Annotated in this window: 15 protein-coding genes; 5 read left to right on the top strand and 10 right to left on the bottom strand. The window is 69.4% G+C overall.

From position 1 onward, the window contains the following. Positions 1-276: 276 nt before the first annotated feature. From DMA15_RS34770 to DMA15_RS34760, 3 genes are all read right to left on the bottom strand, one after another. A complete protein-coding gene (locus DMA15_RS34770) occupies positions 277-1,962 on the bottom strand; it encodes a tannase/feruloyl esterase family alpha/beta hydrolase (protein ID WP_125516624.1) in 1,686 nt (561 codons plus the stop codon). Positions 1,963-2,084: 122 nt separating this feature from the next. Further along, on the bottom strand, positions 2,085-3,968 hold the full coding sequence (locus tag DMA15_RS34765) for a GAF domain-containing protein (protein WP_164551890.1): 1,884 nt from the start codon (positions 3,966-3,968) through the stop codon (positions 2,085-2,087). A gap of 163 nt (positions 3,969-4,131) precedes the next feature. Beyond that, complete coding sequence (locus DMA15_RS34760; protein ID WP_125516622.1) at positions 4,132-5,082, bottom strand: 3-hydroxyacyl-CoA dehydrogenase family protein; 951 nt, start codon at positions 5,080-5,082, stop codon at positions 4,132-4,134. A 737-nt stretch (positions 5,083-5,819) separates the two neighbouring features. Here DMA15_RS34760 and DMA15_RS34755 point away from each other — a divergent pair. Then, a complete protein-coding gene (locus tag DMA15_RS34755) occupies positions 5,820-6,413 on the top strand; it encodes a hypothetical protein (RefSeq protein ID WP_125516621.1) in 594 nt (197 codons plus the stop codon). A 146-nt stretch (positions 6,414-6,559) separates the two neighbouring features. On the opposite strand, the gene DMA15_RS34750 is transcribed toward DMA15_RS34755, so the two are convergent. The 3 genes from DMA15_RS34750 to DMA15_RS34740 form a co-directional block, all read right to left on the bottom strand. Further along, complete coding sequence (locus DMA15_RS34750) at positions 6,560-6,907, bottom strand: SH3 domain-containing protein (protein ID WP_125516620.1); 348 nt, start codon at positions 6,905-6,907, stop codon at positions 6,560-6,562. 234 nt (positions 6,908-7,141) lie between these two features. Further along, a complete protein-coding gene (locus DMA15_RS34745; RefSeq protein WP_125516619.1) occupies positions 7,142-7,339 on the bottom strand; it encodes an antitoxin in 198 nt (65 codons plus the stop codon). Between the two features lie 170 nt (positions 7,340-7,509). Beyond that, positions 7,510-8,283 carry a YsnF/AvaK domain-containing protein gene (locus tag DMA15_RS34740; RefSeq protein WP_125516618.1) on the bottom strand — a complete coding sequence of 258 codons (774 nt, stop codon included), beginning with the start codon at positions 8,281-8,283 and terminating at the stop codon, positions 7,510-7,512. A gap of 127 nt (positions 8,284-8,410) precedes the next feature. On the opposite strand from DMA15_RS34740, the gene DMA15_RS34735 reads away from it, so the two are divergent. Together DMA15_RS34735 and DMA15_RS34730 are read left to right on the top strand one after the other, a co-directional pair. Next, positions 8,411-9,451: a YihY/virulence factor BrkB family protein gene (locus DMA15_RS34735; protein ID WP_125516617.1), complete on the top strand. Its 1,041-nt coding sequence runs from the start codon at positions 8,411-8,413 to the stop codon at positions 9,449-9,451. Positions 9,452-9,538: 87 nt separating this feature from the next. After that, positions 9,539-10,516, top strand: coding sequence for a magnesium and cobalt transport protein CorA (locus DMA15_RS34730; protein WP_125516616.1), 978 nt, complete (start codon positions 9,539-9,541; stop codon positions 10,514-10,516). Positions 10,517-10,540: 24 nt separating this feature from the next. Here the strand turns inward: DMA15_RS34730 and DMA15_RS37795 are convergent, their stop codons facing one another. The 4 genes from DMA15_RS37795 to DMA15_RS37160 form a co-directional block, all read right to left on the bottom strand. Beyond that, positions 10,541-11,014: a hypothetical protein gene (locus DMA15_RS37795; RefSeq protein ID WP_240660099.1), complete on the bottom strand. Its 474-nt coding sequence runs from the start codon at positions 11,012-11,014 to the stop codon at positions 10,541-10,543. Between the two features lie 144 nt (positions 11,015-11,158). Beyond that, a complete protein-coding gene (locus DMA15_RS34720) occupies positions 11,159-11,833 on the bottom strand; it encodes a DUF3618 domain-containing protein (RefSeq protein WP_125516615.1) in 675 nt (224 codons plus the stop codon). Further along, positions 11,809-12,258, bottom strand: a complete 450-nt coding sequence (locus tag DMA15_RS34715; protein WP_125516614.1) for a phage holin family protein — start codon at positions 12,256-12,258, stop codon at positions 11,809-11,811. The genes DMA15_RS34720 and DMA15_RS34715 overlap by 25 nt, the downstream gene beginning before the upstream one ends. A gap of 3 nt (positions 12,259-12,261) precedes the next feature. Then, positions 12,262-13,044, bottom strand: coding sequence for a hypothetical protein (locus DMA15_RS37160; RefSeq protein ID WP_206302896.1), 783 nt, complete (start codon positions 13,042-13,044; stop codon positions 12,262-12,264). A gap of 293 nt (positions 13,045-13,337) precedes the next feature. Between DMA15_RS37160 and DMA15_RS34705 the strand changes: the two genes are divergently transcribed. Beyond that, positions 13,338-13,577: a hypothetical protein gene (locus DMA15_RS34705; protein ID WP_125516613.1), complete on the top strand. Its 240-nt coding sequence runs from the start codon at positions 13,338-13,340 to the stop codon at positions 13,575-13,577. Positions 13,578-13,736: 159 nt separating this feature from the next. Next, the gene (locus tag DMA15_RS36895) at positions 13,737-13,889 is read left to right on the top strand and encodes a hypothetical protein (RefSeq protein WP_164551889.1); all 153 of its coding nucleotides are present in this window, start codon (positions 13,737-13,739) and stop codon (positions 13,887-13,889) included. The last annotated feature ends 10 nt before the right edge of the window (positions 13,890-13,899 follow it).

Genomic DNA, 13,899 nt, shown 5'->3' with positions numbered 1-13,899 from the left:
GCGCGTGGACCGGCGCATCGGGTATCGGGTCACCGTCCCGGTGTCTTCGCGGTCCCCCTGCTGGCATGTCTCCTGTGGCTCCCGGTGCTCTTCCGGAGAGCACGGGTGACCACCGAGGCTTCTGTGTCCGCCAGGTGCCGGTGACGGGTCTCGTGGGCGCAGCCGAGTGCGAGGGCCGTGGGCAGCACGGCTGCCATGACGTAGTGGACGGCAGGGGTTGCGCTGTCGTATCGCCGCGGCCATGGCGGAAGGGGGCCGACCCGGGCCCGGGGCGGATCAGGTTCGTGGCCGTGCGCTGCTGTGGCAGGCGAAGCTGTGGGCCGAGGCGGGGTCGCCGTAGCCGAGGTACTTCGGCCAGGAGGGGTAGGCGCACAACGGCCGGGTGCGGGCGTTGCCCGCGGGGCTGAGGTCGGTGACGACGGGCCGTGCGGGCGCCTTGCCTTCCTCCGCCCACCTTTCCAAGGCGCTCAGCGAGTCGTGGCTTGCCGCGAAGGCCGCGTCGACGTTGACGTGGTTGGCGCCGGGGATGAGATAGAGCCGGGCGAAGTCGCGGGTGGCGTGCGGGCCCATGAGTTTCTGGACACGCTGGAAGTATTCGACGGTCGAGCGGTGGCTGACGAGCTCGTCGGCGGTGCCGTGCAGGATGAGGAGCTTTCCGCCCGCCTTGGCGAAGCGGCGCAGGTCGGGGTCGTTGACGTCCTGTAGGGCGGAGAGACGGCTGATGCGCTGCTGCCAGATGCCGGGGCGGCGGGGATCCACGGCCAGCGAGTCGAATGCCGGGTCACGGGTGACGAAGTACCTCACCCACTGGTCCCAGAACTGGACGCCGTAGCCGCTGTCCTTCGGCATCGGATGGCCGGGGGCGCGGGAGCCCATGCCCAGCAGCGGGGTGGTCATGTCGGCGCCGGAGAGGAAGGGGAACCCCGGGTAGCCACGTTCGCCGCTGGCCAGGCGGTACTTCCACCGCAGTGGCGAGGAGAGCGCCTGTACGGCGTGGATCTGGTGGTCGGTCAGGCACGGGTCCGCGCTGTCCTTGCCGTTCGGGCAGCGCAGGGTGCGGGGCTGGAAGCGGCAGCCTGCTTCGTTGGAGACGACGCCGTCGCGCAGGCCGTCCTCGCCGTCACAGGACCGGATGACGGCGCGGTACAGCAACTCCTGTTCGGCTGGGCCGAGGAAGGCTCCGGGGCGGGAGAGGATCTGGGCTTCATGGCCGAAGAACAGGTTGAGACCGGCGGCGTTCCAGGCGGGGTAGGCGGCGATGACCCCGTCGAAGTCGGCGGGCCATCGCTGGGTGACGGCGAGGGCTTCGCGTCCGCCGCTTGAGCCGCCGGCGAAGTAGCTGTGGGCGGGGGCGGCGCGGTAGTGCGCGCGGATGATGAAACGCGCGGCGTCATGGGTCTTCTTCAGTGCGTCACCGGCGAAGTTGTGGACGGCTTCGTCGTTGACTCCGAAAGAGCCGTCGAGGGAAGGGACTGGTTGGAAGTCCGGCGCCGCCTGGTGGCCGGAGTCGCCTGCGTAGGTGGCATAGCCGCGGCCGAGCGGGCGCGGCTGATCGGTCGGGCCGAAGGGGACGTTGCCCGTGACATCGGGAATGGTGCCGTCATAGCCTCCGCCGCCGAACATCATCGTCTTTCTGTTCCACTGCTGAGGCAGGGCGACGCGCAGCGTGATGTCGGGCGCCTGAGGGTCTACGGGGTGGATGACGGCGTCGACACGGCAGTACGGGCCCGTCGCCGCAGTCCCGCTGCCGGGTGGCGCGGAGGTCCCGCTGCCGGGTGGCGCGATGGTGTTCGCCGCTTTCACCTCGCCGCCCGTGGTGTGCAGCCCGATCTCTGAGGCGGGTATCCGCAGGCCGCGCAGGTCACCGCAGTCGGCCGGACGCTGGTCGGCGTGGGCCGGGAACAGGAGCGTGCCGCTGAACAGCGCGCAGGCGAGTCCGGCGGCGGCGAGGGTGCTTCTCATGGCGTCTCCGTTGCTCGTGCCTCGTGTCGGGAGGCGCAAAGGTTACGGAGTGCGTCGCCGGAGACGGTATGGGCCGAGCGCACACATGAATGGCCCGGAGAATGTGCTGGGCGAGGGCCGGGCTAGGGCTTGCTGACTCTCAGCAGCCGCAGGGCGACCTGGATCTCCAGGAGCCGTTCGGGGTCGCGCCAGGCCGCGCCGAGCAGCTGGCTGATCCGGCTCAGGCGTTGGCTGACGGTGTTCACGTGCAGGTGCAGCAGATGCGCGGTGTTGCGGGCGTGCCGACCGGTGCGGCAGTACGTGTCGAGGGTGTGGACCAAGTCGGAGTGGTGGGTGCGGTCGTAGTCGATGACCGGGCCGATGACGGATTCGATGAAGGAGGCAGTGGTCGGCTCGCCGCTGAACAGGGCTCCGACGAAGCCGAGTCCGCGAGTGCCGGCGACCTCGCCGGTCCTGCCCAGGGCGACCAGGGCGTGCAGGCAGTTGTCCGCCTCGCGGAAGGCGGCGGCGATGCGGGTGATGTCCGCTGCGTGCGCGGTGCCGGCGGTGACGGGGTGGCGTGAGGTCCGCGCCAGTTCCTCGACGGCGTGGCGCGCCACGGCTTCGGGGTCATCTCCTGGCAGCAGCAGGATGATCGCGTCGCGCTGGAAGGTCGCCAGGCCGTGACAGCGCCGGGCGATGGCCGCGGCGGCGGCGTAGACCCGCTCGCGTGGTTCGTCGTCGACCCGGGCCACCACCACGGTGCGGCAGACGGCGAGGTCGACGTCGAGCAGAGCGGCCCGGTGCCGCAGGAGGTCGTGGTCCTTGTCGTGGGCGGCCAGCAGGTCGCCCAGCAGTTCTCCGCGCACGCGGGCCTCGGCCTCCGCCATGCGTCTGCGGGTGACGAGTACGAGGGAGGCCACCAGGGCGGCCCTCTCCAGGATGCGCCGGTCGGTGGCGTCGACCTGCGCCGTGGCGCTCAGGACGATCGTGCCCAGGGGCTCGGACTCGGTGATCAGGGGAACGGCGCACCGTGTCGTGCGGATCACGGTGTGCCCGGCCTGCCAGGCGTCCGCGCTGAGCCGTCCGAGTTCGTCGGCCGGGACCGTGTCGTGGCCGCAGGACCGGGCCACCGTGTTGCCCTCCTCGTCGAGGACGACCACCGTGCCGGAGACCGCGGCCGCGGTGGCCTGTACGACTTCGTCGACGCCGTTGCCCTGGATGACCAGGCGGGTGAGACGCTCATGGACCTCCGCGGTGCGTTCCAGGTCCGCCATGTGGGAGCTGATCGTGTCGTTGGCGACCCGCAGCTCCGCCACCGCCTGCTGGGCGGCGCTCAGCAGGCGGCTGTTCTCGATGGCCACCGCGGCGTGCGAGCCGAGCATCATCAGCACACTGATGTCCCGGCTGCTGAAGTCCCGTTGGCTGCGGTGTGCGGCCAGCAGGACCCCGATCACCTCCTGGTTGAGCTTGACCGGCACGCCCAGCAAGGACTCGATCCGCTCGGCGGCCACGGTCGTGTCGATCTCGGTGGTGTGGGCGAAGGATTCATCGGTGAGGTAGGTGGCGACGGCGTAAGGTTCGCCGGTCCGCGCGACGATTCCTCCCACGCCGGTCCCGATGGGCAGCCGCAGTTCGCGCAGCAGGCCGGAGATGTTGCCGGCGGCGGCTTTGATGTAACTGTCGCCGCGGCCGCGGTCGCTGAGGCTGATGTAGGCGAGATCGCACTCCAGCAGCCGCCGTGCCCGGTCGGCGATCGCCTGCAGGATGGTGTCCAAGTCCCGTAGGGAGGCCAGGTCGTTCGCCGTGTCGTTGAGCAGCTGGAGCTCCGCCTCGTTGCGGCGGTGACGCTGCAGCCTCTCCCGCAGACGCAGCGCGATCGCCCGCTCCTCCTCCAGCATGTCCAGCCGGCCGGGCGGCTCTCCTGCGGTGCGGGCCAGTACCAGGGCCTCGTCGAAGGCTTCGAGGTCGGCGTCATCGGCCAGCAGCTTCAGGAAAGACGATCTGTATCCGTACCCGTGTGCCATCGATCCTCCGTCAAGCCGTCCTCCCGGCGCCCGGCGCCCGGCGCCCGGCGCCCGGCAAGTATGGCGCTGCCTGCCTGGGTACGGCAGTGAGGTGAGTGAGCCGCCTTCTGCTCTTCCGGCACCGCCGTCTCTTGCCGGTTGCCTGCCGCCGACGCCGGGCGCTTTACGGTTCGAGGAGGTTGCCTTGCCGTTCGAGGAGGTTGTCTCGCGGTTCGAGAAGGTTGCGGCGGATGCCGCTCTCCAGGCGCTCTGCCACCTCCTCCCCCCGCCCGGCCGGCCAGGCCAGCAGCCCGCCACCGGAGGCGCGGCCCCGATGTCCGGCGGCGAGGGATTCATCGAGCGCGGGGAACGTGACCGCGGCGGACAAGTGGGGTGCCAGACTGTCGAGAATGTCCCTGGTCAGGTCCAGGCCGATGAAATCCGCGTTCTCCATGGGGCCCACGGCGGACCAGCGCAGGCCCAGACTCGTCCGCATGACCGTGTCGATCGTCCCCGGGTCGCAGATTCCCTGCTCCAAGAGATGCAGTGCCTCCCGGACCAGGGCGAACTGGAGTCGGTTGCCGATGAACCCCGGGACATCCCGGTGCAGGCGCACCGTCGTCTTGCCCATCCCGTCCAGCATGTCGCACGCTTCCCGCACGAACCGGTGATCCGTCTCCGCGCCCGGGGCGACCTCCACCAGCGGGATGACATAGGGCGGATTCCACCAGTGCACCCCCACCAACCGCTGCGGATACCGCATGCCCTTGGCCACCTCGGTGAGCGAGAGCACGGAGGTGTTGGACCACACCGGCATCACGGCCGGGATCTTCGCCTCCAGCGCTGCCAGGACCTGGTGCTTGACGCCGAGACGCTCCGGGACGGCTTCGATCACCACATCCACGCGTAGCACCAGGTCCGCCAGGGTTTTGGCCGGGGTGATGCGTGCGGTCGTCATCCCGACATCGCCCGGCGGGGTGTCACAGCGTTCCAGGGCCCGCACGATGCGCTCGTCGAGCGAGGCGAGGGTCGCGGGGTCCGCGTCGTGCACCATGACACGGTGCCCTGCCTGAGCCAGAGCAACAGCGATCCCGTGCCCCATGAGCCCACCGCCGATGATTCCGAACCGGGTCATTGTCTGTCCTCCAATGGCTGGGCGGGGGTACGCGGTGACGTACGAGCCTCCATGCCCCACGGCCCCACGGCTTCGCGACCCTACGCTTCGCGGCTTCGCGGCTTCGCGAGCTGGAGATGCCTGGCGAGGCGCGCGGCAGGCGGAGGCTGAAGCTGAAACCGCGGCACGTGATCCGCACAGCCCGGTCGATGGCGACCCCGCCGAATTGCTGTGACGGTATGCCGCCCCCGCCAGGCGCTACGAGAGGTGCCGCGCACACACGCGGAGCATCAGGGGTGTGCACCACGCATACTGGCGCGCCCACGCGGCCCGGGCATCAGCGGTAGCGCGTGCCCCGCTCGTGCGGCCGAGACGTAATGGCCGGAGCGGACATTGATGCGGGCGAAAGACGTGCGCCGTGACCATCTGGCCGCCGCGGCCGGGGCTTTAGCGTGCTCTGTGTCACACCACCCCACCACCCCCGTCGGCGTCCGCCGAGTGCGAGCCGCACCATCAGCGCTCGATGACCGCACGACGGGCAAGGAGCTCCCATGCTGTTTGCATCCACGACGCCCCGCGGGACGGCATCGACACGCACGGGCGACCGGCGACCGGTCCGTTCACGGCGGCTGCTCAGCGCTTCCCTCGCGGCCCTGCTGACCACGAGCCTTCTGGGGCTGGCGTCCCAGACCTCCAGTGCGGCGCCCCAGCCGGCGCCCGCCGCCGCCGGACACGACCCCGTGATCATGATCCCAGGCATGACCGGCAGCACGTCCAACATGAACGCCATGAAGTCGAATCTGCAGACCAACGGCTGGCCCGCCGACAGGCTGGTCACCTGGACCGACAGCAGCTCCATGACGCAGGACCTGGCCAAGGCCGCCCAGCAGCTGTCGGCCAAGGTCGACGAGGTTCGCGGCCGGACCGGAGCCGACAAGGTCGTCCTCGCCACGTGGTCCGCCTCCACGCTGGCCGCCCGGTACTACATAAAGAACCTCGACGGCGCCGACAAGGTCTCCCAGTACATCGGCTTCGCCGGACCGCAGCACGGCACCACCAACAACGGCTGTCAGTGGTACGTGTCCTGCCAGCAGTTCGCCTCTCCGAACACCCCGTTCCTCAAGGCACTGAACAGCCCCACGGAGGTCCCCTTCAACGACAGGATCGACTACCTCACGATCAGGTCGACCGCGGACTACAACGCGGTGCCGACCGACACCGCGATGCTTGCCGGTGCGGACGAGAACTACCTCATGAGCGGGCCGACGGCACCCAACCATCTCATGATCGTCTCCAATGCCGCGGCGCTGGCGAAGATGCGTTCCTTCATCACCGCACACGAAAACGACTGACCCTCCACCGGCCCCTGACCTGTGACCAGAACATGTGGCGGCTGACAGTCACCGCCCCGGTCGAGGAAGCGCTACGCGAGGGCCCCGCGCGAGGGTGCCGCGCCTCGCGAGGAGGTCACGAGGCGCGGCACCGCGGTACCGAACTCTCAGGTACCGAAGTCCTCAAAGGCGCGGTAGTCCAGCCAGCCCTTGATGCCGCCGTTGAGGTGCTTGCCGTAGTACCAGGTGATGCCGGACTTCTTCGTCTTGCAGTAGACGCGGAAGGGAGCGCCCGCCCAGAGCTCCTCCTTGTTCGCGTACCTGTAGCCCGGTCCGTTCTGCATGACGGACCTGAAGGTGTTGGTGACGTTCCAGGTCTGGTCCGCGATGTTCTTCGTACACGCGGACGAGCCGACAGCCGAGGCGCTCGGCGCCATCAGCAGGGAGCCGCCAAGCGCGACGATGACGGTGGCGGCTCCGGTGAAGAACGTCTTCCGGAGGTTGGTACGGCGCATACAGATCCCCGTTGCGTGTGTCGTGCAGTCACTTCTTCTGAACGCTGCGTCCACTGCGGCCACTTGGGCGAGGAGTGGATCAAGCGTTACGGACGCTAACAGAGATTTGTGATGACCATGACGAAACCTTGGTCCCCCGAGGTGAAGGTGTTGATCAGCGATCGAGGGCGGCACCCAACCGCGAAACGGCGAGTCCACAGCGCCCGCGCTGTGGACTCGCCGTGATGGTGTTGCTCAGTGGCCGGCGGCCGTGCCGCCCCCTCCGTAGGAACGACGGGCCGCGTCGGCAGCCTTGTCGGTCTGGGCGTCGTACTTGTCGCCGGTCCGCTTGTCGACCGCGCGTTCCACGTTCTCGACACCCTTGTCGGCCTGGTCCGGGTGGCCCTTGGCCAGCTCCTTGGCCTTGTTCGCCATGTCGCCGAGCTTGCCCATGAGTTACCTCCTGCGGTGGTGCCGGTGTGTCGTCGTACGCTGCATCGCCTACCCCTCAGCCGCGGCCAAAACCGCTGTAGCTGGACGGGCGGTCTGTCCGAGTGATCGGTTCGTTCTCCGTGATACGGCGGAACCTGTCGTCAGCCTCCGTCATACGGCGGAACCTGTCGTCAGCGACCGGTGTCGCGGTCGGGGGTGTCGGCCTCGATGCGTTCCTTGCGGACCTGGCCGCGGACCGTCTCCTCCTCGACGCGTTCCTCGGTGTTCAGGCGCACCCGCTCCACCGGCACGGCCTCGGTCTCGACGACGGGGCGCTCGGCGTGCAGGGTGACCTCGTGTTCGGCCTCGGAGATCTCGGAGCCGGACAGCGCCTGATCGGCGTTGGCTGCGGTGATCGGCTCGCGTTCGATGCGGACCTCTTCGTGCCGTACGGGGATGGTCTGCTGGACCTCTTCCGTCACCACGTACTTGCGCAGACGGGCCCGGCCGGTTTCGCGGCGCTCGGTGCCGACGTGCATCTGCTCCTCGGAGCGCGTCATCGCCTGGTCACCGGAGTGCCGCGTTGCGGTGTCGCCGCGGGCCCAGCCGCCTTCACCGGGCCTGTTGGCCTGCTGCCAGGCCTCGTCCCAGGCGATGCCGTAGTGCTCGTAGAGGCGGTGTTCCTCGTCCTCGGACAGGTGTCCGCCGGAATCGACGTCGACGTTGGGCGCGTCCTTGACCTTGTCCTTGGCGTAGGGGACCTCAAGGTGGTCCTCGACCATGGTGGCGTCCTGGATCGGCACGAACGATTCGCTGGTGCCGAAGAGGCCGGTCTTGACGCTGACCCACGCCGGGCGGCCGGTGACGTCGTCGAGGAAGACGTGCTTGGCGTCGCCGATCTTGCTGCCCTCGGCGTCGTGGACCGGGTGGTCCAGCACGGTCGGGATCTGCTCTCGGGTGATCATCGTGACCCTCCTGCTTCCTCGGTGTTGGGCTCCCCCTCCGGCTCACCGACATACGCGGGACGAAACATCTCAAGTGCATGCAAAGGGAATCTGTTTCTCTCCCGTCGGGTCCGGTTACCCATCTGGCATGGCACGGACCCCGGAACCCCATCAGAATCGAAACGAACCCGGCAGCGACAACGGCACCGAGAACATCGGTCCGGACCCGGAAGTGGAACGCAACGCACCCGACGAGCCGACCGCCATGCCCAAGAGGTCGTGGTGGGTGCTGCTCAAGCGCACGGCGAAGGAGTTCCAGGACGACGAACTCGCCGACCGCGCCGCGGGCCTGACCTACTACGGTGTCCTCTCCCTCTTCCCGGCCTTGCTGGTGCTGGTCTCCCTGCTCGGCATCGCGGGCAAGTCCGCCACGCAGCAGGTCATGGACAACCTGCAAAAGCTCGCCCCCGGCCCGGCCCGGGACATAATCACCAATGCCGTTGAGCAATTGCAGGGCAGCGGCGGCACCGGTTCGCTCATGGCGATCGTCGGTCTGGTGCTGGCGGTGTGGTCGGCCTCCGGCTACATCGCGGCGTTCATCCGCACCTCCAACGCCGTCTACGACATGCCCGAGGGCCGCCCCGCCTGGAAGGTGCTGCCCCTGCGCCTGGCGCTGACGGTCGTCCTGATGGTGTTGGCGGTCATCAGCGCGCTGATCGTGGTGTTCACCGGCCCCCTCGCCCAGCGGGCGGGCTCCGCACTGGGGATCGGGGACGGCGCCATGACGGCGTGGTCGATCGCCAAATGGCCGGTCCTGGTCCTGCTCGTCGTCATCATGATCGCGATCTTGTACTGGGCCGCGCCCAACGCCCGGGGCCGCGGCTTCAAATGGGTGACCCCCGGCAGCTTCCTCGCCCTGCTGCTCTGGATGGTCGCCTCCGCAGGCTTCGCGCTCTACGTGGCGAACTTCGCCTCGTACAACAAGACCTACGGCGCCCTGGCCGGCGTCATCATCTTCCTGGTGTGGCTGTGGATCACCAACCTCGCGGTGCTGCTGGGCCTGGAGTTCGACGCCGAGATGGCCCGCCAGCGGGCCATAGAGGGCGGCCATCCCGAGAACGAGGAGCCGTACGTCGAACCTCGCGACACCGCCAAGTGGACCGACGAAGACCGCCGCCGCATGGAGTGAACCGGTGTCGGCGCCGAGAGATCCGTGCTGGTGCTCTTTCCGCAGATGAGCGGGCATGAATCGCGGCGCGGTGCGCAGGTGTAAGGCATGGAGTGTGTGATCTATCGAAGCGACGGTGCCCCGCGGGCACCGCACGTGGCGGAGAGCAGCGAGAGCGCGTTGAAGCGGCTGCGGGACGCGCCGGAAGGTTCGTTCGGGTGGATCCGCCTGGCCGATCCTTCCGCCCAGGAGGTGGAGGCCCTGGCCGACGAGCTGCGCCTGCACCCCTTGGCAGTCGAGGACGCCGTCCAAGCGCACCAGCGGCCCAAGCGCGAGCGCTACGGCGAGGTGCTGTCCGTCGCGCTGAAGACGCTGCGGTACGTGGAGGAGACCTCGCAGATCGAATCGGGCGACGCCATGATCTTCCTCGGCCCGCACTTCGTCCTCACCGTCTGCCACGGACAGGCGGACCCCGCGGCGGAAGCCGCCGAACGTCTCGATCGCGACCCGGCCCTGCTGGCGCTGGGCCCGTTGGCGGTGCTGCATGCCGTGCTGGACGTCACCGTGGACACCTACACCGCGATCGCCGCGGAAGTACGCGATGACCTCACCGATCTGGAGCGCCGGGTGTTCTCGCCGGGCCGCGGGGAGGTGATCGAAGAGGTGTACTCCCTCAAGCGGGAGGTGCTGGAATTCCGTGACGCCGTACAGCCTCTGGTGCCGGTGGTGCAGGAGTTCGCCGGGCCGCGCTCCGGCTGGCCCGAGGAGGCCCTTCCGTACTTCCGGGACGTCGCCGACCACGTGCACCGCACCGACACCGAGGTGCGGTCTCTGGACGAGCTGCTGAACTCCGTCCTGGACGCTCACTTGGCGCAGGTGGGCGCCCGGCAGAACGACGACATGCGCACCATCTCCGCCTGGGCCGCCATCTTCGCGCTGCCCACCCTCATCGCCGGCGTCTACGGCATGAACTTCGCCCACATGCCCGAACTGCAGTGGACCTACGGCTACCCCGCCGCCATCGTCCTGATGGTCGGCGCGTGCACAGCGCTCCACCGGGTGTTCCGTCGCAACGGATGGCTATGACCGCGGCGGTCCGCCATGGGCCACTCAGCCCCCGGCGGGGGCAGTGACGGCGGGCCGGAGATGAGGGCAGCTCCCCGCGGCGGAGGCCGTGGGGACGCGCATCCGCCGCAGCAGGTCGCGGGTGAGGCGCCGGTCTAGCGTGGTGCGCCAGGTCACGCCGGGGTAGCAGGAACGCAGATGCGACAGCGCCCTGGTACCGAGCCCGCTGTCGCGGAAGGGTTCGTCGAGGACCACGTCGGTGATGACTCCCTCGGCACACTGGGCGCACGCGCGATAGGTCACTCGTCCGACCACTTTGCGGATGTGCACCAGGAGCAGACAGTCCTTTTCCTCTCCCTCGGGCGAGAGGGAGGGCAGCAGTTCGATGGCGCGGTAGGCCAGGAACCGTCGGTGCCATTTACCCCATCGCCGTTCGGACGAGCGCCGGTGCCGTCCCCCGGCCCGCCGTACTGGGGCGTCAGCTCGTCGCCCGGTCAACTGGCGGTGCGTGGTGGTCATGGCAGGCGTCTGGTTTCCCATGGACTCACGGGTGCCCGATACCCGGGACCATATGTGTACGCGGCGCCATATGGGCGCCGCGCGCGACGTACGAGGACCGGTCCACCCCCGAACCGAGGGGTGGGCCGGTCCTCGTCGTACCGATCAAGTATTGGGCTGCCGGCGTACCTCACGGGCGGTGTCCTGGCCCATTTCGCGCAGCCCCTGCGCGGTGTCCTGTCCCGCGCTCTGGGCCTGCTCCTTCGTGATCTGGGCCCCTTCCTGTGCCGTGGACTTGACCGCCTCCACTGCTTCGGCGGCCGGCTGTCGCAGCTCTTCCTTGACGTCCTGGGCCGCTTGGACGGCTTGCTGCTTCACCGGTTCGAGCAGCTCGTCGGAGTGCTCGCGCAGCTGCTGGCCCGCTCGTTCCTCCACCTTGGTGGTCGGCAGGAGCGCGGCGGTCAGCATGCCGGCGCCGAAGGCGATGAGACCTGCCGCGAGCGGGCTGCCCTGCGTCTGCTGCTTCACCTGGGAGGGCGCCCGCTGGACGGCATCACTGAGCTGTCCGGTCGTGTCCTTGGCGGTGTCGGCGAGGCTGCCTGCCGCCTGGCCGGCCGAGTCCGCGAAACCGTGCGCGGTGTCCGCGACGTTCCCGGCCGTGTCGCCTGCTGTGCCCATGACGCGCTCCTTGATGCCGGTCAGCCGGCCCCGGGCCGCGCCGACCTTGCGCTGGGCCACCTTGCGGGGGGTCACCTTGTCCGCCAGGAGGTCGACGTTGTGGGCGAGGTGAGCGCGCCGGTACTCCACGTCGGTCCTCAGCTCGTCGGGTGTCGTGCCCATTGGGCGTCCTCCTTCAGGGTTTCCACGGTCTGTTCGGGCTTGAGGTTCACGGTGCGCAGGCGCTTGCGGCCGGTCTTGTACAGCACCGCCGCGACCACCGTCCACACGGCGGTGACGATCAGGGCCGCCCAGGCGATGTCCACGACATGGGAGAGGGCGAAGATCACGGTCAAGCTGCCGAGCAGCAGCGCGAGGTGACCGGCGTAACCGGCCCCGCCGAGCATGCCGACGGCCTTGCCCGCCTTCGTCGACTCCTGCTTGATCTCCGCCTTGGCCAGTTCGATCTCGTCGCGGACCAGCTGCGACAGATCCGTGCTGATCTCGCTGAGGAGATCACCGATCGACGGATCGTCCGGCTTGGCGGCTCTCGGGGCCGCCGGATGCTCGGCGTCCGTTCCGACGGGTTCGGGAAACTGTGTGGCCACCGCTCAGCTCCCTTGGCTCGGCGGCGGCTGCGGACCCGAGTAGGGCGGCGGGGCCGCCGGCGGAGCGGGAGGCGGCGTCGCAGCGGGCCGCGAAGGCGCGGGAGAGGGGCCGTAGCCGGGAGCAGCGGGCGGCGGCCGGAACTGACCGGCGGGGGCCGGGGGGCTTGGAGGCCCTGCGTAAGGAGCGCCGGCCTCCGTCACCTGGGGCCGGGGGGAGCCGGTCGGGCCGACGGGAGTCTGGCGCTGCCCGCTCTCCGTCGCGGCGGTGCCCGACGTGTGGGAGCCGGCGGCGCTGATCCCCTTGCCGGCCCGCGCCACGGCGAAGCCCGCCAGCGCCGCACCCGCCAGGAACACGCCCGGTCGGCGCCGCGCGAAGTCCTGCAGGTCACCGATGAGCCCGTCCGGCCCGCGCTCCTCCAGACGGGAAGCCACCTGATGGCCGCCATCGGCTATCTGACGCACCACACCCGAGACGCTGGAATCCGGCTTGCTGCTCTCACTCATCTCCTGCAGCTCACCCGCCAACCGACGCACGTTCTCCGCCAGGCGCCGGGTCTGGGACTGGGCCTGGTCCTGGAGCTGATCGCGCAGCTCTCCCACCAGGTCACGCGCCTGAGCGGTGGCCTCTTCAGCCACTCCTGCCGCTTGTTCCCTTGCGGTGCCGGCCACCTCGGTGGCCTTGTCGCCCACCAGACCGGCGCCTTCGCCGGCCTTGGCCTGAGCTGTCTGCGCTACCGCTGCCGGCTTGCTCTGGTCCGCGCGGCTCGTGCCCTGGAAGTCACTCAAAGCTCCTCCTGGTCAATCGAAGCGTTCGGTTGTCTGGCACCCGCCGCGTACCCCTCTCCCGGGGACGAACCGCTCTTCTTCGCGGGAGAACACCGGTGCGATGGCCGGGCGACCATGGCCCTGGCAGACGCGGCGTGGCCGCGGGGGTTGCGGCTGCATTCCGGTCCCCACGCTGCCGCAAGCGGGCCTCCGCCGCATGTCGGACCGGCAGCACCGGTAACGGCGTACGGCGTCTACGCGGTGGTGGGGGTCGGGGCGGTGTGAGCACTACTACTGCGGGTAGCCAGGCATACATGTTGAAGCATCGACGGGTACGGGTCATGTGCGTAGCGCTGATCAGCTGGGTGGCAGTGGCTGCCGTGGAACGGTGGGCGGAGTACGCCACCACCTGGCCGGGCGCGATGGCGCACGGCTTGTTGTGGTCGTGCGTGGTGGCCGGTACCTGGTGGTTCGTCGAGATGACGCAGGGGCGCTCGCTACGAGCAGACACCGCACGCGAGGCGCGCGAGCCGAACCCAGCAGCGGACGTGTAGGGCTCGCAACTGGTCAGCTGACGCCGGATGTTCGTCCCGAACCGACGGATTGCCCAGGCCTCCTGAGACCAATCCGCTCGCGCCGGCCGCTCCGAATCACCTGTGGAGAGCCCGACCAGGGCTCGTTTCCTCGGCGGAACGGCGGGAGGTGTGGGCGAGATGACAGACGAAGAGTTCGACGAGCTGATCGCTCAGGCCCGCCGGGAGATCCAGCGTTGGCACCTGGCTGCGCCCTCTCCCCCGGACGAGGGCGAGGACGATGCCTACGCCATGCGTGCGCGGCACGCGGAGTTCGGGGCCGGAGCCCATTGACAGTCGGCGC

Origin of the sequence: Streptomyces sp. WAC 01529 (assembly GCF_003945545.1) — a bacterium.
Lineage (GTDB): Bacteria > Actinomycetota > Actinomycetes > Streptomycetales > Streptomycetaceae > Streptomyces > Streptomyces anatolicus.
This window is presented reverse-complemented; position numbering and strand designations above follow the sequence as displayed.